This is a genomic window from Altererythrobacter sp. BO-6, from assembly GCF_011047315.1.
Classification (GTDB): domain Bacteria; phylum Pseudomonadota; class Alphaproteobacteria; order Sphingomonadales; family Sphingomonadaceae; genus Erythrobacter.
Window position 1 is genome coordinate 2,554,587 of sequence record NZ_CP049259.1, and the last position, 18,635, is coordinate 2,573,221.

Consider the following 18,635-nt stretch of genomic DNA (forward strand, 5'->3'; position numbering starts at 1 on the left):
GAAGTCCGCAGATTCACTCCGATCGGCGCACAAGCGGGGCGTTTTCCCCCGCGCTCACCACAGCTGAACTTGCCTTTTGAACCTTTGAGGCGAATCCTTTCCTCATGACGCCTGCCATTTTCGGAATTGCCGGGGCTGAGCTGACCGCCGACGAGCGCGCCTTTTTCAAAGAGGCCGATCCGGCGGGCTATATCCTGTTCGCCCGCAATTGCTTCGAACCGGAACAATTGCGCCGCCTGACGGACGACTTGCGCAGCATTCATGGGCGTGAGCAGCTGCTGATATCGATCGACCAGGAAGGTGGGCGGGTCGCACGCCTCAAGCCGCCGCATTGGGCATCCTATCCGGCTGGCGAAAAGTTCGACCGGCTGTACCAGCTGGCACCGGCGAGTGCGATCGAAGCCGCTCGCGTGAATGCCCACGCGATGGCGCTGGAGCTGTCTGCGATGGGCATCACCGCCGATTTCCAGGCTCCGCTCGACGTGCGCCGCTCTGAAACCGACCAGGCGATTGGCGATCGCGCATTGGGCAGCGATCCGATGCAGGTCGCGGCGCTGGGGCGTGCGGTGCTCGACGGGCTGGCGCGGGGCGGGGTGGCAGGCTGCCTCAAACACATGCCCGGCCATGGCCGCGCCACTTGCGACAGCCATCACGAACTGCCGGTCGTCACAGCCAGTGATGACGAGCTGGAAGCCGATATCGTGCCGTTCTGCACGCTCAACCATGCGCCGATCGGGATGACCGCGCATATCCGCTATACCGCATGGGATGGCGAGCTTCCCGCGACCTTCTCGCCCAAAGTGATCGGCGAGATCATCCGTGGCCGGATCGGCTTCGACGGGCTGCTGCTGAGCGACGATATCGACATGGATGCGCTCGACGGCAGCGTGCCTGAAAGGGCTGCGCGCGCGCATGCGGCGGGTTGCGACATTGTGCTCAATTGCTGGGCCAAGATGGGCGATATGGCCGCAATTGCAGAGATATTGCCGGCGATGGACAGTGTCGCGTCAAGCCGGCTTGAAAAGGCATTGGCGGGTACCGAGCTGCGGAGCGAGTACGGCGAGGCTGGCGAATTGCTGGCTAAGCGCGATGCCTTGCTTGATCTGGCGGAGCAGACCGCATGAACGGCGAAGGGCTCATGTTTGAAACGCCGGTAGCGGATGTCGATGCCGATCCGTGGGATGGCGTGGCGGGTGCTGCCAAGCCGGCCGATGACAACGCGCTTTATCTCGAGCTGGAAGGCTGGGAAGGGCCGCTTGACCTGCTGCTGGATCTTGCGCGCCGCCAGAAGGTGGACCTGCGCCAGATCTCGATCCTGGCACTGGTTGACCAGTACCTGACCTATATCGAGCGCGCTGAGGAACTCCGTTTGGAAGTCGCGGCCGATTACCTGGTGATGGCAGCGTGGCTGGCCTATCTCAAATCGGCGCTGCTCCTGCCCAAGGAAGAGCAGGAAGATCCCAGCCCTGAAGAGCTGGCATTGCGCCTGCAGCTGCGGCTCCAGCGGCTGGGTGCGATGCGCGAGGCGGCCGCGCGGCTGATGGGGCGCAACCGGATCGGGCGCGATGTCTTCCTGCGCGGCGCGCCCGAGGGGCTCAGGATCGACCGCAAGACGCAGTGGAAGTGCGATAGCTTTGCGCTGATCCAGGCCTATGGCCAGGTCAAGGCGCGCACCGCGCCGCGGATCTATCATGTGTTCGACCGCCCGGTGATGACGCTGGACAGCGCGATCGACCGGGTTTCGGCTATGCTCGGCGTCACGCTCGACTGGATGGAACTGCGCGACTTCCTGCCCCCGCATGCCGAACCGCGCCTGCGCAAGTCGGCACTCGCGTCCAGCTTCGTCGCCGCGCTGGAACTGGCGCGCCTCGGCAAGGCGGAAATCGCGCAGGACGAGATCTTCGGCGCGATGCGCCTGCGGAGGATTGTCCAGTGAGCGGCGAAGAGCTGGATGAAGTGGTGCGCGCTGTGGAAGCGACGCTGTTCGCCACGGAAGAGCCGATGAGCGTTGAGGCGCTGGCCAGCCATTTGGGCGGGTTGGAAGCAGGCGCGGTGCGCGACGCGCTGCGTTCGCTTGAAACGCATTACAGCACGCGCGGGATACGCCTGGTCGAGCGCGGCAAGCGCTGGCATTTCGAGACCGCGCCCGATCTTGCCCACCTGTTGCGGCGCGAGCGCGAACAGGTCCGGCGGCTAAGCCGGGCGGCAACCGAAGTGCTGGCGATCGTCGCCTATCACGAGCCGGTCAGCCGGGCGGAAATCGAATCGATCCGCGGGGTGCAGACCAGCGCGGGCACGCTGGATGTGCTGATGGAAGCCGGGTGGATCAAGCTTGCCGGGCGGCGTGAAGTGCCTGGCCGCCCAGTTATCTATGCCACGACCCAGGAATTTCTCGACCATTTCGGGCTTTCCAGCCGCCGCGACCTGCCTGGAATCGACGAATTGCGCGCTGCCGGCCTGCTTGATCCGGTCGATGACGCTTTCGAAGCCTTGCAGGACCAGGGCGACGTGGCTGAGACGAATGGCGATCAAGGGGCTGACGAGGAACTAGACGAAGACCAATCGGCGGCTTGATTCAAAGCATAGCTGGCGCTTGCCGCCGGGCACGCCTATATTGAATGTATTCCACGACTAGCGAGTTTTCCCATGGGTCTTAGCATCTGGCAGCTTCTTATCATTGCCCTCGTCGTCCTCGTCCTGTTCGGGCGCGGCCGCATTTCCGAAATGATGGGTGATTTCGGGAAGGGAATCAAAAGCTTCAAGCAAGGCATGAACGAAGACGATCAGGCGCCGAGCAAGCCTGCGGCGCAGATCGAAGGGCACGCCAAAGAAACGCCTTCTGCCACCGAAAGCCAGCCTGCCGAGCGGAGCGACAAGGCGGGCTAAGCTGCAACCGGCGTGAAATTCCATGTTTGATATCGGCGCCGCTGAACTTCTCGTGATTGTCATCGTGGCGGTGCTCGTCATCGGCCCGAAAGACATGCCGCTGGCGATGCGCACCGCCGGTCGCTGGATCGGCAAGATTCGCCGCGTCTCGGCGCATTTCCGCAGCGGCGTGGATGCGATGATCCGCGAGGCGGAACTCGAGGAAATGGAGAAGAAGTGGAAGGCGCATAACGAAGCGATCATGGCCAAGACCGGTAGTGGCACAGACACGACCGCTGACCAGATGACCGGGCCGCAAGCAGCCTCGGCCGAGGCCGCGGTCGAGCCATCACAGACCGACAATTTCCCGCGCGGCGACGATCCGGCCCCGCAAGAGCCACAATTGCCGCTCGGCAAGCCCGATCCGCAAGGCACAGCGGACTGACAACGCGCCATGGCACTCAAGATCCGCGATATCGATGAGACCGAGGCACCGCTGCTCGATCATTTGATCGAGCTGCGCACGCGCCTGCTGCGCTGCGTTCTGGCGCTGGGTATCGGCTTTGCCGTGTGCCTGTATTTTGCCGACCAGATCCTTGGCTTCCTGATCCAGCCGCTCAAGGACGCGTTTCCGGAAGGCAAGGGTCAGCTGATTTTCACCAAGCTCTATGAAGTGTTCTTCGTGGAGCTCAAGGTGGCGCTGTTCGCGGGCTTTTTCGTCAGCTTCCCGATTATCGCCAACCAGCTGTGGGCCTTTGTTGCGCCGGGGCTCTATGCGCGTGAGAAGAAGGCGTTCCTGCCATTCCTGATTGCAACGCCTGTGCTGTTCACCGGCGGGGCAGCTCTCGCCTATTACGTGGTGATGCCGACGGCTTTCGAATGGTTCCTCGGCTTTGGCGGGGAAGCCGGAGGACTGCAGATCGAAGCTCTGCCGTCAGCGGGCGACTATTTGGGCCTGGTGATGCAGTTCATCCTGGCCTTTGGCATCAGTTTTCTTTTGCCGGTACTGCTGCTGCTGCTCAATCGCGCAGGGATCGTGACGCGCGCGCAGCTGGCCGGTGCGAGGCGCTATGTCATTGTCGGGATTGTCGCGCTCGCGGCAGTGGTGACCCCGCCCGATCCAGGGTCGCAGATCATCCTCGCCATTCCGTTGCTGCTGTTGTTTGAAGGTGCGCTGCTGTTGATGCGGTTCCAGGAAAAGCGTGCAGCAGCCGAAGGCGAGGCGGACGCCGAGGTCATCGGTGCCGATTCGCTGCAACCGGAAGACTGAGGGCTTCATCGCGGGAAGCAGGGGGCGGCGCAGAGCGCACTACTGGAGACACTCGCCTTGGCAACCGAACGGAATTCGACATCGACCAAAAAAAACGGGGCCCCGCAGGACCCCGTTCCTAATTCGGATTGAAAAATCCTCTTAGTTGCTGACCGGATCGTCGTCGCCGTCAGCAGCGATGATGATACCAGCAACAACTGCTGCACCCGCGAGGATCGCGATGAGCAGGCCCGAACCACCCATTTCGCTTTCGTCTTCGACGGGAGCCGAGGTACGAGAAAGCGAAACTTCGGCGATTGCCGGAGCGGTTGCGAGAGAGAGGACCGCAGCAGCTGCTGCGAGAGTACGGATTTTCATTTGGGATCTCCTATCGGCTTGTCTTGATCCAGTTCATGATTACGCAAGGATGAGATTGGACACAAGATCAAATTACGCACTAGTCTTCGCTGAAACGGTTGAATTTGTCGTTGAATTGAAAGTCTTGCCTGAACTGTTGCAATATTACCGCGACTTACGAGCGATCAGCAACCCGCCGATGCCGCCCCCTGCCGCTAATGACGAATCATTCGCTAATTTAGAGTAAATTTTTCCTTTGCGGATCAACCGGGCCGTCGGTGACCCTTCACCGACGTTGATAGACCCGCTCGCCATTGACCCATGTTTCAAGCACTTGCGTTGCCCTGATCTGCTCGGGCGAGGAGAGGAAAGGATCGCGGTCCACCAGGATAAAATCGGCGCGTTCGCCGGCTGCAAGCCGCCCAAACCTTCCTTCGGCAAACCCGGCATATGCAGCTCCCGAAGTGAAAGCAGCGAGTGCCGCCTCGCGAGAAAGGCTTTCCTGCGGCAACCAGCCGCCGAACGGCTCGCCCGCAGTGTCCGTACGGCTGATCGCGGCAGCAATTCCGGAAAAGACGTCGGCGGGTTCAACCGGCGCGTCAGAGCCAAATGCCAGCGGTGCCCCGGCTGCAGCGATGCTGCGCCAGGCATAGGCGCCGTCAAGCCGGTCAGGGCCCAGGCGTGCCTCGGCCATCAACCGGTCCGAAGTCTGGTGCAGCGGTTGCATCGAGGCAATGATCCCGTGCTTGCCGAACAGCGCGATATCGGCCGGATCGACGATCTGGGCGTGCTCGATTCGCCAGCGGCGATCCCCTGAGTAAGACGCGCTCAATTCCTCGATCGCGTTCAGCAATTCGGCATTGGCGGCGTCGCCGATCGCGTGGGTCGCGACCTGGAACCCGTCCATCGCCGCGCGGCTCATCAGGTTGCGCAGCTGAGCCGGGCTGAGCAGCGGCAGGCCGCGGTGGCTCGGCTCGTCATGATAGGGCTGCTTCAGGGTGGCACCGCGAGAACCCAGTGCGCCGTCGAGGTAAAGCTTGACGCCGTTGAGCCGCAGCCGGTCGTCATAAAGCCATGGCGTCGGCGCCGGTCCACCGATCAGCTCCATCGATTTGACGCTGTCGGCGTAAGACATGATGCGAAGCTTCAACGCGCCATTGTCGCCTGCACGGCGGAAGGTCTGCCAGTCCTCGATCGTCGTGCCCATGTCGGCCACGGCAGTGATGCCGTTAGTCAGAAGGATATCTTGCGCCTTGCGCAGTGCAACGTCGCGATCGGCGGCCCGCGGGGCAGGGACCACGCTGTTGATCAGCGCTTCGGCAGCATCGACAAACACACCGCTTGGCTTGCCCGCTGCATCGCGGATGATCCGTCCGCCCGAGACTTCCTTGGTTGCTGCGGTGACGCCGGCCTTTTCCATCGCCATGCCGTTGGCCCAGCTGGCGTGGCCATCGACGCGGCTCAGCCACACCGGTCGGTCAGGCACGATGGCATCAAGTTCGGCGGCAGTGGGGAAGCGGCCCAGTCCCCACTTCTCCTGGTTCCAGCCGCGCCCCAGGATCCACGGACGGGTGGGATTATCAGCTGCGAATTGGGCGATCTTCGCCAGCGCATCCTCAAGCGAATTCGTGTCCGACAGGTCAAGCGTAAGCGCGCCGAAACCGATCCCCATCACGTGGACATGGGCGTCGATCATGCCCGGCAGCATCACGCGGCCTTCGCCATCGACGCGAAAGTCGATCCCCTCGGGCTGCTTGTCGCCGCGTTTCAGCACCGCGCGGATATGCCCGTCATCGGCGATCACCAGCGCTTCGAAACGCGCGACCGCCCCCGTCTCGTCGATCGTGATGCCTTCGACATTGTCGACGAGCGTGTCGGCCGCCGCAGGAGCGGCCAGAAGGGCGGACGCGGCCGTTACCGCCAGCAGCAAAGCTTTGCGGATCATTGCGAACCTCCTTTGGGCAAACGGGTGATCAGCGCGCTGGTGTCCAGCCTGCCGCCGCCTTGCGCCTGTACCTCGGCATAGAATTGATCAACCAGCGCGGAAACGGGCGATGACAGGCCCAGCCGCCTCGCTTCCGCCAAGGCATAGCCCAGGTCCTTGCGCATCCAGTCGATGGCAAAGCCGAATGCGAATTCGTCCTTCACCATGGTCGCCCAGCGGTTTTCCATCTGCCAGCTTTGCGCCGCTCCGCCCGAAATTGCTTCGAAGGTCTTGTCCATGTCCAGCCCCGCGGCGCCGGCCAGCCGGATTGCTTCGCTAAGGCCGCCCAATATGCCGGCGATGCACATCTGGTTGGCCATTTTGGCGGTCTGGCCGGCGCCCGCTGGGCCAACGTGGACGATCCGCGCAGCGTAGCAATCCATTACCGGCGTCGCACGTGTCATGGCCTCGGCGCTGCCGCCGCACATGATCGCGAGCTTGCCGTTTTCCGCACCTGCCTGACCGCCGGACACCGGCGCATCCACGGCTTCGAGCCCGATCTCGCGGGTTGCCGCGTCGATCCGCCGGGCCATGTCGGCGGACACAGTCGTATGATCGACCAGCAACGCGCCATCAGCCATTGCCGCCAGTGCGCCATCTGCACCGAACAGCACTTCAGCCAGGTCATCGTCATTACCGACGCAGGTGAACGCCACTTCCGCATCTGCCACCGCTTGCGCCGGGGTGGCAGCCAGCGCGACTTGAAGTCCGCGCTTGGCGCAATCGGCTTGCCAGGCCTGGGCGCGGGCTGACGTGCGGTTGAATGCGGTGACGGCATGACCTGCTGCAGCCAGATGACGCGCCATCGGCGCTCCCATCACGCCCAGGCCGATAAAGGCGATCTTGTGAAGCTTGCTCATAGCGCTGCGCGGTAATGCGAAACGGGCTGACTGCAACCGCTTTTATGGGCGCGCGAAGTTTGATTGCCGTTGCGGATAACGGGCCTTGCCCCTATCCCCCGCGCCATGACCAGCCAACCGGCCTTTGCCAGCAAGGATGCAGCGCGCGCCGCGCTGACGATCGAGGATGTTCGCGCCGCCGCCGCGCGGATCGAAGGTGCCGTCGTGCGCACCCCGATGATGCATTCGATCACGCTGTCGCGGATTGCCGGTTGCGAGATCTGGCTGAAGTTCGAGAACCTGCAGTTCACGGCCGCCTATAAGGAGCGCGGCGCGCTGAATGCCTTGCTGCACCTCAACGAAGAGCAGAAGCGGCGCGGCGTGATCGCGGCATCGGCCGGCAACCATAGCCAGGGCCTGAGCTATCATGGCACGCGGCTGGGCGTGCCGGTGACCATCGTCATGCCGCGCACCACGCCTACGGTAAAGGTGATGCAGACCGAAAGCGTGGGCGGCAATGTCTTGCTGGAAGGCGAAACCTTCGATGACGCCTATGCCCATGCGCGCAAGCTGGAGCAGGAACGCGGGCTGACCTTCATCCACCCGTTTGACGATCCGCTCGTCGCCGCCGGCCAGGGGACAGTCGGCCTGGAAATGCTCGAAGACGTGCCCGATCTCGATTGCCTGGTCGTGCCGATCGGCGGGGGCGGGCTGATTTCCGGCATCGCCACCGTTGCCGATGCCATCAACCCGGCGATCGAGATGATCGGCGTGCAGGCCGAACTGTTCCCTTCGATGTACGCCCGGATCAAGGGGCAGGACATGGCCTGCGGCGGCGATACGCTGGCTGAAGGGATTGCGGTAAAGGCGCCGGGTGAATTCACCTCGCAGATCATTGCCAGCCTGGTTGATGACATCGTGCTGGTGGACGAACAGTCGCTTGAAAACGCTGTCTCGCTGCTGCTCCAGATCGAAAAGACAGTGGTGGAAGGTGCCGGTGCGGCGGGGCTCGCCGCGGTGCTGGCCAATCCTGAACGTTTCGCTGGCAAGAAAGTCGGCCTGGTGCTGTGCGGCGGCAATATCGATACGCGCCTGCTTGCCAACGTCCTCCTGCGCGATCTGGCGCGCCAAGGGCGCCTTGCGCGGCTCAGGATCACGCTGCAGGATCGGCCCGGTGCATTGTTCAAGGTGATGCGCGAATTCAACGAGCACAACGTCAACATCATCGAAATCTATCACCAGCGCATCTTTACCTCGCTGCCGGCGAAGGGGCTGATCACCGATATCGAATGCGAGGCGCGCGACCGCGAACAGCTCGATGCCTTGGTTAAAGCGCTGCGGGACAAGGGCTATACGGTCAATCCGGTCGAGCTCAACTGACCGCAAAAAGAACCGCTTCATCGTGCTTTAGTGCACTGATTGGACGATATTAACCATCTCTCATGGTTAAAGACCTTTTACCGGCGGGCCGGAACAGGCATAACAACGTCTTAACGCGCACTCGATGCGATTCCTTGGTGTGGTAGAGGACCTTGTTAGAACTGTGACGGCGCCGATCCGCTTTCCCCGTTTTTTCGTGACCAGCCCGGCGCCGTGTCCGTACCTGCCCGGTCGCAGCGAGCGGAAGGTATTTACGGAGCTTAAGGGGCCGCATGCCGAGCAACTGAACGAAGCGCTCGGACGAATCGGTTTCCGCCGCAGCCAGACGGTGGCCTATCGCCCTAGCTGCCTCGATTGCCAGGCCTGTGTGTCGGTGCGGGTGGCAGCGCTGGATTTCGACGCTTCCGCCACCCAACGCCGCAATTTGCGCGACAATGGTGACCTCATCGCCACCGAATGCCGCCCATGGGCGACCGACGAACAATTCGAGCTGCTGCAGCGCTATCTGGGTGAACGCCATCCCGATGGGGGCATGGCGACGATGGACGAGATGGACTTTGCCGACATGGTCGAGCACACGCCCGTGTCCAGCACCATGATCGAATATCGCGAGCCGACCGCAACCGGCGAACCCGGGCGTCTGGTGGGTGTTTGCCTGACCGACCGGCAGAGCGACGGCCTGTCGATGATCTACAGCTTTTATGACGCGCAGCACCCGTCGCGCTCGGGCCTCGGCAATTACATCATCCTTGATCACATCCGCCGCGCGGCGGCAGAGGGTTTGCCCTTTGTTTATCTCGGTTATTGGGTGGAGGGTTCACCCAGGATGCAATACAAGGTCCGTTACCGCCCGATGGAAAAACTGACCCGTGACGGTTGGGTGCGGATTTCGCGTGAAGAGCAGGACGCACTGATCGCGGCAGCCACCAGGCGCCGCAATCCGGTGCCGCTATCGAGTGGAAAGGATGGCCGGCAGCCGCGCCTTCCCACGAGCTGACTCCATAGTCCCCCGTTTAGCAGCCTCGATCCTCGCAAGCTGCCTGCTTGCGCACCCGCTGATGCTTGCGGCGCAGGATCGCTCTGCCCCGCAGCGGCTTGAGGATCTGATCCCCGACAGCGCGATCGATGCGCCCGATGAATGGGCGACGGAGGGGGCACCGGCTGGCGAAGCGCCAGTTGATGACCTGGTCGAGCCCGAAGCTCCGTTCGATGCGATCGAGGTTCCATCGGTCGAGCCGATTGAGCCGACCGAAGATGCTGCCTTGGAAGAGCAAGCCAGCGATCCCTTTGCCGGTGTGATTGACCTTCCGCTGCGGCGGGTACCGGAACTCGAAACCGTCCGGATTGATCGCGGGCTTGAACTGGCGTTCCCGGTCGATCCGGAAGCATTCCCCGAGCGAGACGCCTTTGTCGCGCGTTACCGGCTGCTGCGTGAGGCAGAACGCATCGGCAATGGCGAAGACAATGTGGCCTTGCGTGCGGCGCGGATCCGGGCCGATCGCGACCTGCTAGAGCGGCAATTGCGCGTCTACGGCTATTACGACGCGCGGGTTTCGCGCAGCCTTGATGAGCGCGATGAGGCCGCCGAGGCCGAAGGACGGACACCGGCAGTGCGTTTCGCTGTGCAGCCGGGTGAACGCTATAGTTTCGGGGTGATCGAACTGGGGCAACTAGGCGCTGCGCCGGATGCCGGTGATTTGCGCGCGAAGTTTGCAATCGAAACAGGCGATCCGCTGCTTGCGGACCGTATCGTGGAGCGTCGCAACGCGCTGGCCACGGCACTGGGCGAAAGCGGCTATCCCTTCGCCCGACTTGAGCCGCCGGAATTGCTGATCGATCACAAGCGCAGCGAGGGTGACCTCAGCATGCCGGTTGATCCCGGGGGCAAATATTCTTTCGGTGAAGTGACGAGCAGCCTGCCCGATTTTCTCTCCGGCAAGCATCTGTCGCAGATCGCCCGCTTCGAACCGGGCGATGTCTACCAGCAGAGCTTGGAAGAGGATTTGCGCCGCGCCATTCTGGCCACGGGGCTGGTCTCCTCGGTCAGCATCGCCCCGCGTATTGTCGAAGAGCCGACCGGCGACCAGCTGGGCGAGCTCGCCATGGACGTCAGTCTGACTGAAGGGCGGCTGCGGACTATCGCCGGCGCTATCGGCTATGGCACGGAAGATGGCATAAAGGTCGAGGCAAGCTGGGAACATCGCAACCTGTTCCCGCCCGAAGGAGCGCTCAAGTTTCGCGGAATCCTGGGTACCCGCGAGATGCTGGCAGGGGTCGGTTTCCGCCGCAACAATTTCCGCGGGAGGGACCAGCTCCTGACTGTCGACGCCTACGCCAGCGACATCAGGACCGAAGCGGTCGAAGCGCGCACGGTGGGCCTGCGCGCCGCATTTGAACGCTATTCGAATCTGCTGTTCCAGAAACCCTTCAGCTGGCAGGTTGGTGCCGAAGTCCTGTTTTCCGACGAACGTAACCGGGTGATCGGTGGCATTGCTCGTCCGCGCCAGGAATACCTGATCAGCTCGCTGTTCGGTCGCGCGACCATCGACCAGAGCGATTCACTGCTGGATCCAACCCGCGGGTTCCGCGTCACGCTGTTTGCCGCCCCCGAAGTCTCGCGCGCCTTCGGGACCGAGACCGTCTATGGCCGCGCACAGCTCGATGCGAGTTACTATCTCCCCGCCAGCGACGGCATTACCCTTGCCACGCGCGGCCGTTTTGCAACGATCCAGGGCGCGCAAACATTTGAAGTCGCGCCGTCGCGCCGGATCTACGCGGGCGGCGGGTCGTCGGTGCGCGGCTATGGCTATCAGGCGGTGGGACCGCGCAATGATTTCGGCGAACCGACAGGTGGCCGGTCGCTGGTGGAATTCAGCGCCGAAGCGCGGATCGATACCGGCCTGTTCGACGGCGCGGTGCAAGTGGTGCCTTTCTTCGATCTTGGCACAGTCTCGCTCGACAGCACGCCCGACTTCCGCTTCGTCAATTACGGCGTGGGGGTGGGCGTGCGCTACAAGACCGGGTTTGGCCCGATCCGGGTGGACGTGGGCGTGCCGCTGAACCGCAATCCGATGTTTGACAGCCCGGTCGCGGTCTATGTCTCGCTGGGGCAGGCATTCTGATGGCGGATCCGCTGGTCGATGATCAGGATGCGGACCTGCCACAGGTCTCGCGGCGGCGGCGCTGGGCCAAGCGGCTCGGTTGGGCCCTGGCGCTGCTGGTTACACCAATTGTGCTGGCGTTTCTGGCGCTCAATTCCCCGATCGGGAAGCGCTGGATTGCGGACCAGATTGCGTCTTATGCCCCGGCATCGGGCCTGACAGTCAGGGTGGGACGGATCGAAGGCGATATCTATCGCGATGCCATCCTGCATGACGTGATCCTGGCTGATCCGAAAGGCCCGTTCCTTACCATTCCGGTGGTTGAGCTGGACTGGCGCCCGCTCAGCTGGATTACGCGGGGCCTCGACATCCGGAAAGTAGTTGCCCGGCGTGGGCGGCTCGACCGCTTGCCGGAGCTCCTGCCCGGTGATCCCGATGCGCCGGTGCTGCCCGATTTCGACATACGGATCGACCGGTTCGAGATCGATAATCTGACCCTCGCGCCCGGCGTGGCGACAGATCGGGCGGAACGGGTCGATGCCTTTGCCAGCGCTGACATACGCGATGGGCTGGTGACGCTGAAACTCGATGGGAAGCTGGGCAAGGAAGACCGGATCGCGCTTGCCCTCCATGCCGAGCCTGATGGCGACAGGTTCGACCTCGATCTGGATTATCGCGCACCGCAAGGGGGGTGGTCGCTGGGCTGACCGGCGCAGAGGAAGGCTACAGCGCCCGCATACTTGGCGATGGTACCTGGAAGAACTGGCTTGGCCACGCCCTGGTCAAGCGCGGCGATGCGCGATTTGCCGCCTTCCGCCTGACCAACCGCGCCGGGCGCTATGGCATGGTGGGCGAGGCATATGCTGCCGAGGCCAGTACGGGATTAATTCAGCGTTTGCTGGGCGATCGGACCGGCCTGATCCTTGACGGCACTTTCGAAAGCAGCCGTTTCGATGGCACTGCCCGCGCATTCAGCGATGCGCTGGCACTGCGCGGCGAAGGAGTGATCGACCTCGCCGAAAATGCCTTCGAAGGCTTTGCGGTTGAAGCAGCCTTGCTCGATCCTGACGTCTTCGGCGAGGGCATCGCCTTGCGCAGTGCCAGCATGCGCGCGACACTGGGCGGGCAGTTCCGCGAAATCGCTATCGCACATGACATAACCGCTGGCGAATTCGCCTTGGGGGACATCAGGGCGGTCGGATTGCGGCAGGAGGGCGTCGGCAGCTTTGGCGACGGGGCGCTGCAAGTGCCACTGGCGCTGCGGGCTGGCCGGATCGAAACCGGCAGCGACATCGCCGATGCGGAGCTTGTTTCCGGAAGCGTTGGGGGCGACCTGATCTATCGCGACGGGCGAATCCGGATCGCGCCGATGCAGGTGCGGTTCCCGCGGCTGGCGGGGCAACTCGCCTTTGACGCCGACCTGATTGCGGGCAGCTTGCGGATCGAGGGGCCGGCGGCCTTGCGTGGCCTTGTCATCGACGGGATCGGCACCGCCAAAGCCGATACGCGGATCGCCTTTGCATTGAGCTCGGGCAGGCCATGGACTTTCGAGGCCGGCATCTCCGGTAATCTGGCCGGTCTTCCCAATGCGACTGTGCGAAATCTGGCTGGCGACAGCGTCGATTTTCGTACGCGTCTGAGTGTCGCCGCCGGTGCGCCGGTCCGCTTCGACGAACTCAAGGTAACGTCTCCGCAGATTGACCTCTCTGGCTCAGGCAGCTGGGACGATGGGCGGCTCGCGCTGGACGGGCGCGGATCGCACACGCGATTTGGCCCGTTCGAAGTCAACGCTGCCGTCGAAGGCGATGTGCCGAGCGGCGAACTGGTCCTCGCCTCGCCCTATCCTGCCGCAGGGCTCGAAAACGTGCGTCTGGGTTTTGCGCCTGTGGGGGACAGCCTGCAGATCGAGACCGAGGGTAATTCGCTGCTCGGCGAATTCGTCGGGGTGCTGGGGCTTACTTTGCCTGACGGCGGCCCCGCCTCGCTCGATGTCGAGCGGCTGCGCGTGTGGCAAACTTCGGTCGGCGGGCGGCTGGTGTTCGAAGACGGCGGGGTGCGCGGGCGGCTTGCCCTAAACGGCGGCGGACTTACGGGAGCGATCGATCTTGCGCCGGATCGACGCGGGCAAGGGTTCTCGGCTGAGTTGGAGGCTGACGACGCGGCGTTTGGCGGCGAGACGATCATCGAACTGGGGCAAGCCCGCATCACAGCAGATGGGGCACTGGGCGAAGCGTCGAGCCGCATTCGCGCTGACCTGAGCGGCCGGGCGATCCGCTATGGTCGGCTGTTCCTGGGGCGTGTGGCAGCCAAGACCGAGATCGTCGATGGCAAGGGCTCGCTCACTGCTTCGATGGTCGGGCGCAGCGGTGGCCGCTTCAACCTTCAGTTTTCCAGCGACTTTGCACCTGGACGCATAGCGGCAATCGCGCGCGGGAATTATTCAGGTACGGCGATCACCATGCCGCGCCGCGCTGTGTTTACCCGCAGCGATGGTGGCAGCTGGCGCATGGCGCAAAGCCAGTTCAACCTAGGCAAGGGTCGCGCGCTGGTCTCGGGCGAGTTCGGCCAGGGGCGCACCGGGCTGGAATTGCAGCTCGACCGGGTCCCGCTAAGCCTGGGCGATCTGGCGGTGCGCGACCTGGGGCTGGGTGGCAGCGCTTCGGGCATAATCCGCTACCAGGGTGGCGAAGGGCTGGCGCCCACCGGGGATGCCCGGATCAAGGTGGAGGGCCTTACCCGCTCGGGCCTGCTGCTCGCTTCGCGTCCGGTCGACCTTGCGCTCGCAGCTAATCTCGGCGCCGACAACGCAACCGCCCGCGCGGTGATTGAGTCGGGCGACAACCGGCTGGGATGGATCGATGGCAGTATCGCCGGCATGCCCGCTGACGGGACGCTGTATGAACGGCTGCAACGCGGCGCCTTGCGGGCGGACCTGCGTTATGATGGCAGCGCAGAAGCGCTGTGGCGGCTCGCGGCGATCGATGCGCTCGACCTTGCTGGCCCGATCGCGATCCGGGCGAGAGCGCGCGGAACCCTCGCTGAACCAACTGTTCGCGGTACTCTCGCCAGCGAAGATTTGCGCGTCCGCAGCGTGTTGTCCGGCACGGACATCACCAAGGCCAGCGTATCCGGCGACTTCGTTGGATCGCAGCTTAACCTGCGGCGCTTTGCCGGCAATGTCTCGGGCGGTGGCACCGTCACGGGCAGCGGCACGATTGACCTGGCCGATATCGGCCCTGACCGTGGGCCGAAGATAGACCTGCGCGCTTCGGCCAAGTCGGCACGGCTGGTCGACGCGCGCGGGCTGCGTGCCACCGTAACCGGGCCGCTGCGGATAATCTCTTCCGGTGTCGGCGGCACCATCGCCGGGCGGCTGGAAGTGGACCGGGCAAGCTGGCAGTTGGGCACTGCGGCGGATGACGTCTCGCTGCCGGAAATCGCGACGCGCGAGATCAACCTGCCGGCGGATGCCGAAGTGGCGAGAACGCCTTCGGCACCTTGGCGCTACCTGATCGATGCGCGGGCGCGCAACCGGATTGACGTCGACGGCATGGGGCTCGACAGCGAATGGCGTGGCAACATCATCTTGCGCGGGACCACCGCCGATCCGCGCATTGGCGGCGAAGCGCAGGTGATCCGCGGCACCTATAGCTTCGCCAGCACTCGGTTTGACCTGACCCGCGGCCGCATTTCCTTTGACGAGAATGTTCCAATCGATCCGCGGCTCGATATCGAGGCCGAAACGCGGCGCGACGGGCTGGAAGTGACCGTGACGGTGCGCGGCAACGCGCTGACACCGGAAATCGCCTTTTCGTCGGAGCCGCCGCTGCCTGAAGAAGAAATCCTTTCACGACTGTTGTTCGGTGGCCCGATCACCGAGCTTTCCCCGACCGACGCACTGCAATTGGGCGCTGCGCTGGCCAGCCTGCGGGGCGGCGGCGGGCTCGATCCGATCAACCAGCTGCGCAGTGCGATCGGGCTCGACCGTTTGCGCATTGTCGGTGCGGATCCGGCGCTGGGCCGCGAAACTGGGGTAGCGGTGGGCAAGAACATCACCCGGCGCTTCTATATCGAATTGGTTACGGACGGGCGAGGCTATAGCGCCACCGAACTCGAATTCCGCATTACCTCGTGGCTGTCCCTGCTCGGCTCGGTCTCGACGCTCGGGCGCAACAGTGCCGTGCTGGAAGTCAGCCGCGACTACTGAACGCGGTTCAGCCGCTGGCGTAAACCTGCGCTTCGGCCTGGCGGCGGCGCGCCAGGCCCTTGAGCACCCTGCCGCCGGCACGGTTCCAGCGGGCGAACTGTTCCATCGCGCCCTGTGGGTCCCCGGCAACATGCCTCGCGGTTAGCGTGGCGCGGCTAATCGCTCCGGTATTGAAGTGAAAGCTGACCAACGCATCGAACTGCGCCTGTGTGGTCGGCGCATCGCCCAACACCGCCGCTACTTCGGCGGCATGGCGGGCAATATCGCGCGCAAGCCGGGCATCGCATTGCGCCTGCGTCCAGACAGTCGCGGGCCCGATATCCGGCCCGGTGGCGCCCCAGCCAATCGTCCATGGCGCACCGCCTGAACCGGGGTCGGGATATGCCTCGACCAGGCCATCGGGCCGTAGCCGCGCGCAGCCTTCGAACCGCTTGATCAGGGCGATCCCGACGTCCGAGACCTGATGCGATGGAACACATGGAACACGGTCCAGTGCCAAATTTTCAGCCTGGTCGAAGGTCTGATCAAGCGCCCGATCGATCGCGTCGACTTCGGACTGGCGAAAACCGCGGCCCAGGATGGATCGGATTGCGTCAAAAATTGCTTTGCGTGCCATGCTTACTGCCTCTGCCAGATGAAAAGAGGCGCAGGAATTAGGCGCAAAATGCGCGCGTAGGAAAATTCTTTTGTCGTGCGGCTGTAAAGAGCTCTTGACTGACAAGAGTTCTTTACAGTAAAGAGCTCTTTACAGGCAAGGGAGCGATTCGGTGCACAACCGCTTGAAGGAATTTCGCGAACGCAACGGCTGGAGCCAGGGCGAATTGGCCCGGCGGCTGGGCGTATCGCGGCAGACCATCAACGCGGTCGAAACCGACAAATACGATCCTTCCCTGCCATTGGCGCTGCGCATGTCGAAACTGTTCGGTGTGCCGGTGCCGGATTTGTTCATCGACGAATGGGAACCCGAACAATGACCGATATGGATGCCGCCGCAACCGATAAGAAGCGCCGCTTGAAGAAGACGATTTTCGCGCTGGGGCTGGGCGCAGTCAGTGGCTTTGCAGGTGCAACGCTGGTGATGCGGCTGCTCGATCCCGGAGCGATTCCGGAGGTTGGTCCATCTGTTGAGATCGCCGTAATGGTGGCACTCGTCTACATTCTTATCGCGATTGCCGTCGGCGTGGGCGTACTGAGCCCGAAGGCGGGGGCAAGCTTCCTCAATGTCGAAGATGCGGATGAGTTGGAGGAACAACGCGCTATCCTCGGCTATTCCGCAATCGGCATGGCAGGGGCAGGGATTGCCCTGGCAGTGGTTGCCCTTAGCGGGCCAGAGGGCCTGGTGGAGTCCTGGCTGGCGCTCGGAATATATGTCGTGTTGTCGGTGCTGGCGGTGTGGGTTTCGCTCAGATCCTGGCGCTTGCAGGACGAATTGATGAAGGCGATCGGGCGTGAGGCGGCCGCCATGTCATATTATTTGGTCCTGCTGGTCGGCGGAACATGGGCGCTCCTGGCGCACCTCGGCTTCGTTGCGGGACCGCAAGCGCTGGACTGGCTCACGATGTTCTGGGCCTTGCTGCTGCTCGCCGCGTTCATCGTTGTCGGCAAGCGCGGGATGCTGGTGATGCGCTAGCTTGCCCTAGCGCATGGCCAACCAGACTGTGTAAGCGACAGCCAGTGCCACCAACACTCCGCCCTCAAGCCGGGTAATTCGCCATCCACTGCGCAGCTGCACCAATAGCAGCGCTGTGATGCCTACCAAGACCCAGATGTCGAAGCGTGCAATCTCGGCCGGAACTTCCAGGGGATGGATCACTGCGGTGATGCCGAGGATGCCGAGCACATTGTAGATGTTGGAGCCGACGACATTGCCCAGCGCCACTTCGGGGTGCTTTTTCCACACCGCGACAAGGCACGCGATAAGCTCAGGCAGGGAAGTGCCAATCGCGACAATCGTAAGGCCGATCACTGCCTCTGACATGCCGGCAGCACTGGCCAGCTGGACTGCGCCATCGACCAGCAGTCGTGCGCCGAAGATTGCGGCGGCCAGACCGGCCACGACCATCACAGCCAGCGCCCAGCCATTGTGCGTTCTTGGCAGGGTATCGGCCATCTCGGCCACGTGACGCTCGCCTTCGATATTGCCCGGTTCCTTCTCTGAGAGATAAGCCCAGGTAACATAAGCGACGAGCGCCGCGAGTAGCAGCAGCCCCATCGCCATGCCGATCGTGCCCAGCATCACGGCTGCCACGCACAACGCGGTCGAGATAACCAGTGCCAAAGCGTCCCGCCGGAAAGCCTCCGGTCGAACCGCGAGCGGCATTATAATCGCTGAAACACCCAGGATCAGCAGGATATTGGCGATGTTGGAGCCGACGACGTTGCCCAGCGCGATTCCAGGTGAACCGGCGAAGGCGGCTTGCAGGCTGGTGGCAAGTTCTGGTGTCGAAGTGCCGAAGCCCACGATGGTGAGGCCGGCCAGCAATGGCGAAATGCGCAGCACCTGCGACATGCCGACTGCGCCGCGGACAAGCAACTCGCCGCCGATGGCGAGCAGCGCAAGGCCGGCAAGGATAAGAAGGGTTACGGACATCAGGGACAGTCCTGCCGGGCGAATTGCGAACAATCCCGCCGACATCGCGAATGCGCCGGAAGC

The 18,635-nt window shown here is 63.3% G+C and carries 18 protein-coding genes; 13 read left to right on the forward strand and 5 right to left on the reverse strand.

Annotated elements, in window-relative coordinates; translation table 11 throughout:
• Nucleotides 1-104: 104 nt before the first annotated feature.
• From nagZ to tatC, 6 genes are all read left to right on the forward strand, one after another.
• The gene (gene nagZ, locus G6N82_RS12465) at nucleotides 105-1,124 is read left to right on the forward strand and encodes a beta-N-acetylhexosaminidase (protein ID WP_165196910.1); all 1,020 of its coding nucleotides are present in this window, start codon (nucleotides 105-107) and stop codon (nucleotides 1,122-1,124) included.
• Nucleotides 1,121-1,936, forward strand: coding sequence for a ScpA family protein (locus tag G6N82_RS12470; RefSeq protein ID WP_241255100.1), 816 nt, complete (start codon nucleotides 1,121-1,123; stop codon nucleotides 1,934-1,936). Before nagZ ends, G6N82_RS12470 begins: the two co-directional genes overlap by 4 nt.
• Nucleotides 1,933-2,574 carry an SMC-Scp complex subunit ScpB gene (scpB, locus tag G6N82_RS12475; protein ID WP_277601945.1) on the forward strand — a complete coding sequence of 214 codons (642 nt, stop codon included), beginning with the start codon at nucleotides 1,933-1,935 and terminating at the stop codon, nucleotides 2,572-2,574. The genes G6N82_RS12470 and scpB overlap by 4 nt, the downstream gene beginning before the upstream one ends.
• A 72-nt stretch (nucleotides 2,575-2,646) precedes the next feature.
• Nucleotides 2,647-2,886 (forward strand): twin-arginine translocase TatA/TatE family subunit, encoded by a 240-nt coding sequence (locus G6N82_RS12480; protein WP_165196912.1) that lies wholly within the window; start codon nucleotides 2,647-2,649, stop codon nucleotides 2,884-2,886.
• A gap of 22 nt (nucleotides 2,887-2,908) precedes the next feature.
• Nucleotides 2,909-3,310 (forward strand): Sec-independent protein translocase protein TatB, encoded by a 402-nt coding sequence (gene tatB, locus G6N82_RS12485; protein WP_165196914.1) that lies wholly within the window; start codon nucleotides 2,909-2,911, stop codon nucleotides 3,308-3,310.
• Nucleotides 3,311-3,319: 9 nt separating this feature from the next.
• Complete coding sequence (gene tatC / locus G6N82_RS12490; RefSeq protein WP_165196916.1) at nucleotides 3,320-4,135, forward strand: twin-arginine translocase subunit TatC; 816 nt, start codon at nucleotides 3,320-3,322, stop codon at nucleotides 4,133-4,135.
• Nucleotides 4,136-4,276: 141 nt separating this feature from the next.
• On the opposite strand, the gene G6N82_RS12495 is transcribed toward tatC, so the two are convergent.
• From G6N82_RS12495 to G6N82_RS12505, 3 genes are all read right to left on the reverse strand, one after another.
• The gene (locus tag G6N82_RS12495; RefSeq protein ID WP_165196918.1) at nucleotides 4,277-4,492 is read right to left on the reverse strand and encodes a hypothetical protein; all 216 of its coding nucleotides are present in this window, start codon (nucleotides 4,490-4,492) and stop codon (nucleotides 4,277-4,279) included.
• A 265-nt stretch (nucleotides 4,493-4,757) separates the two neighbouring features.
• Nucleotides 4,758-6,416, reverse strand: a complete 1,659-nt coding sequence (locus G6N82_RS12500; protein ID WP_165196920.1) for an amidohydrolase — start codon at nucleotides 6,414-6,416, stop codon at nucleotides 4,758-4,760.
• Nucleotides 6,413-7,315, reverse strand: a complete 903-nt coding sequence (locus G6N82_RS12505; RefSeq protein WP_165196922.1) for an NAD(P)-dependent oxidoreductase — start codon at nucleotides 7,313-7,315, stop codon at nucleotides 6,413-6,415. Before G6N82_RS12505 ends, G6N82_RS12500 begins: the two co-directional genes overlap by 4 nt.
• A gap of 105 nt (nucleotides 7,316-7,420) precedes the next feature.
• Between G6N82_RS12505 and G6N82_RS12510 the strand changes: the two genes are divergently transcribed.
• The 5 genes from G6N82_RS12510 to G6N82_RS12525 all read left to right on the forward strand — a co-directional run bounded on the left by G6N82_RS12510 (nucleotide 7,421) and on the right by G6N82_RS12525 (nucleotide 15,982).
• Nucleotides 7,421-8,674, forward strand: a complete 1,254-nt coding sequence (locus G6N82_RS12510) for a threonine ammonia-lyase (protein WP_165196924.1) — start codon at nucleotides 7,421-7,423, stop codon at nucleotides 8,672-8,674.
• A gap of 163 nt (nucleotides 8,675-8,837) precedes the next feature.
• Entirely contained in the window at nucleotides 8,838-9,671 is an 834-nt protein-coding gene (locus tag G6N82_RS12515) for an arginyltransferase (protein WP_165196926.1), read from the forward strand.
• Nucleotides 9,672-9,732: 61 nt separating this feature from the next.
• Complete coding sequence (locus G6N82_RS12520) at nucleotides 9,733-11,796, forward strand: BamA/TamA family outer membrane protein (protein WP_165196928.1); 2,064 nt, start codon at nucleotides 9,733-9,735, stop codon at nucleotides 11,794-11,796.
• Complete coding sequence (locus G6N82_RS15070; RefSeq protein WP_241255101.1) at nucleotides 11,796-12,482, forward strand: hypothetical protein; 687 nt, start codon at nucleotides 11,796-11,798, stop codon at nucleotides 12,480-12,482. The genes G6N82_RS12520 and G6N82_RS15070 overlap by 1 nt, the downstream gene beginning before the upstream one ends.
• Nucleotides 12,467-15,982: a translocation/assembly module TamB gene (locus G6N82_RS12525; protein ID WP_241255102.1), complete on the forward strand. Its 3,516-nt coding sequence runs from the start codon at nucleotides 12,467-12,469 to the stop codon at nucleotides 15,980-15,982. Before G6N82_RS15070 ends, G6N82_RS12525 begins: the two co-directional genes overlap by 16 nt.
• Before the next feature lie 7 nt (nucleotides 15,983-15,989).
• Here G6N82_RS12525 and G6N82_RS12530 read toward each other — a convergent pair whose 3' ends face one another.
• Complete coding sequence (locus G6N82_RS12530; protein ID WP_165196930.1) at nucleotides 15,990-16,598, reverse strand: lysozyme; 609 nt, start codon at nucleotides 16,596-16,598, stop codon at nucleotides 15,990-15,992.
• A 151-nt stretch (nucleotides 16,599-16,749) separates the two neighbouring features.
• Between G6N82_RS12530 and G6N82_RS12535 the strand changes: the two genes are divergently transcribed.
• Entirely contained in the window at nucleotides 16,750-16,956 is a 207-nt protein-coding gene (locus tag G6N82_RS12535) for a helix-turn-helix transcriptional regulator (protein WP_165196932.1), read from the forward strand.
• The gene (locus G6N82_RS12540) at nucleotides 16,953-17,612 is read left to right on the forward strand and encodes a hypothetical protein (RefSeq protein ID WP_165196934.1); all 660 of its coding nucleotides are present in this window, start codon (nucleotides 16,953-16,955) and stop codon (nucleotides 17,610-17,612) included. The genes G6N82_RS12535 and G6N82_RS12540 overlap by 4 nt, the downstream gene beginning before the upstream one ends.
• A 6-nt stretch (nucleotides 17,613-17,618) precedes the next feature.
• On the opposite strand, the gene G6N82_RS12545 is transcribed toward G6N82_RS12540, so the two are convergent.
• Nucleotides 17,619-18,572, reverse strand: a complete 954-nt coding sequence (locus G6N82_RS12545; protein ID WP_165196936.1) for a calcium/sodium antiporter — start codon at nucleotides 18,570-18,572, stop codon at nucleotides 17,619-17,621.
• Nucleotides 18,573-18,635 lie beyond the last annotated feature (63 nt).

Excerpts from the sequence above, each read along its gene's own strand:
- G6N82_RS12540 (WP_165196934.1), top strand. The coding sequence starts at position 16,953 with ATGACCGATATGGATGCCGCCGCAACCGATAAGAAGCGCCGCTTGAAG.
- G6N82_RS12545 (WP_165196936.1), bottom strand. The coding sequence starts at position 18,572 with ATGTCCGTAACCCTTCTTATCCTTGCCGGCCTTGCGCTGCTCGCCATC.
- G6N82_RS12500 (WP_165196920.1), bottom strand. The coding sequence starts at position 6,416 with ATGATCCGCAAAGCTTTGCTGCTGGCGGTAACGGCCGCGTCCGCCCTT.
- G6N82_RS12480 (WP_165196912.1), top strand. The coding sequence starts at position 2,647 with ATGGGTCTTAGCATCTGGCAGCTTCTTATCATTGCCCTCGTCGTCCTC.
- nagZ (WP_165196910.1), top strand. The coding sequence starts at position 105 with ATGACGCCTGCCATTTTCGGAATTGCCGGGGCTGAGCTGACCGCCGAC.
- G6N82_RS12510 (WP_165196924.1), top strand. The coding sequence starts at position 7,421 with ATGACCAGCCAACCGGCCTTTGCCAGCAAGGATGCAGCGCGCGCCGCG.
- G6N82_RS12530 (WP_165196930.1), bottom strand. The coding sequence starts at position 16,598 with ATGGCACGCAAAGCAATTTTTGACGCAATCCGATCCATCCTGGGCCGC.
- G6N82_RS12495 (WP_165196918.1), bottom strand. The coding sequence starts at position 4,492 with ATGAAAATCCGTACTCTCGCAGCAGCTGCTGCGGTCCTCTCTCTCGCA.
- tatC (WP_165196916.1), top strand. The coding sequence starts at position 3,320 with ATGGCACTCAAGATCCGCGATATCGATGAGACCGAGGCACCGCTGCTC.
- G6N82_RS12470 (WP_241255100.1), top strand. The coding sequence starts at position 1,121 with ATGAACGGCGAAGGGCTCATGTTTGAAACGCCGGTAGCGGATGTCGAT.
- G6N82_RS12520 (WP_165196928.1), top strand. The coding sequence starts at position 9,733 with ATGCTTGCGGCGCAGGATCGCTCTGCCCCGCAGCGGCTTGAGGATCTG.
- tatB (WP_165196914.1), top strand. The coding sequence starts at position 2,909 with ATGTTTGATATCGGCGCCGCTGAACTTCTCGTGATTGTCATCGTGGCG.
- G6N82_RS15070 (WP_241255101.1), top strand. The coding sequence starts at position 11,796 with ATGGCGGATCCGCTGGTCGATGATCAGGATGCGGACCTGCCACAGGTC.
- G6N82_RS12505 (WP_165196922.1), bottom strand. The coding sequence starts at position 7,315 with ATGAGCAAGCTTCACAAGATCGCCTTTATCGGCCTGGGCGTGATGGGA.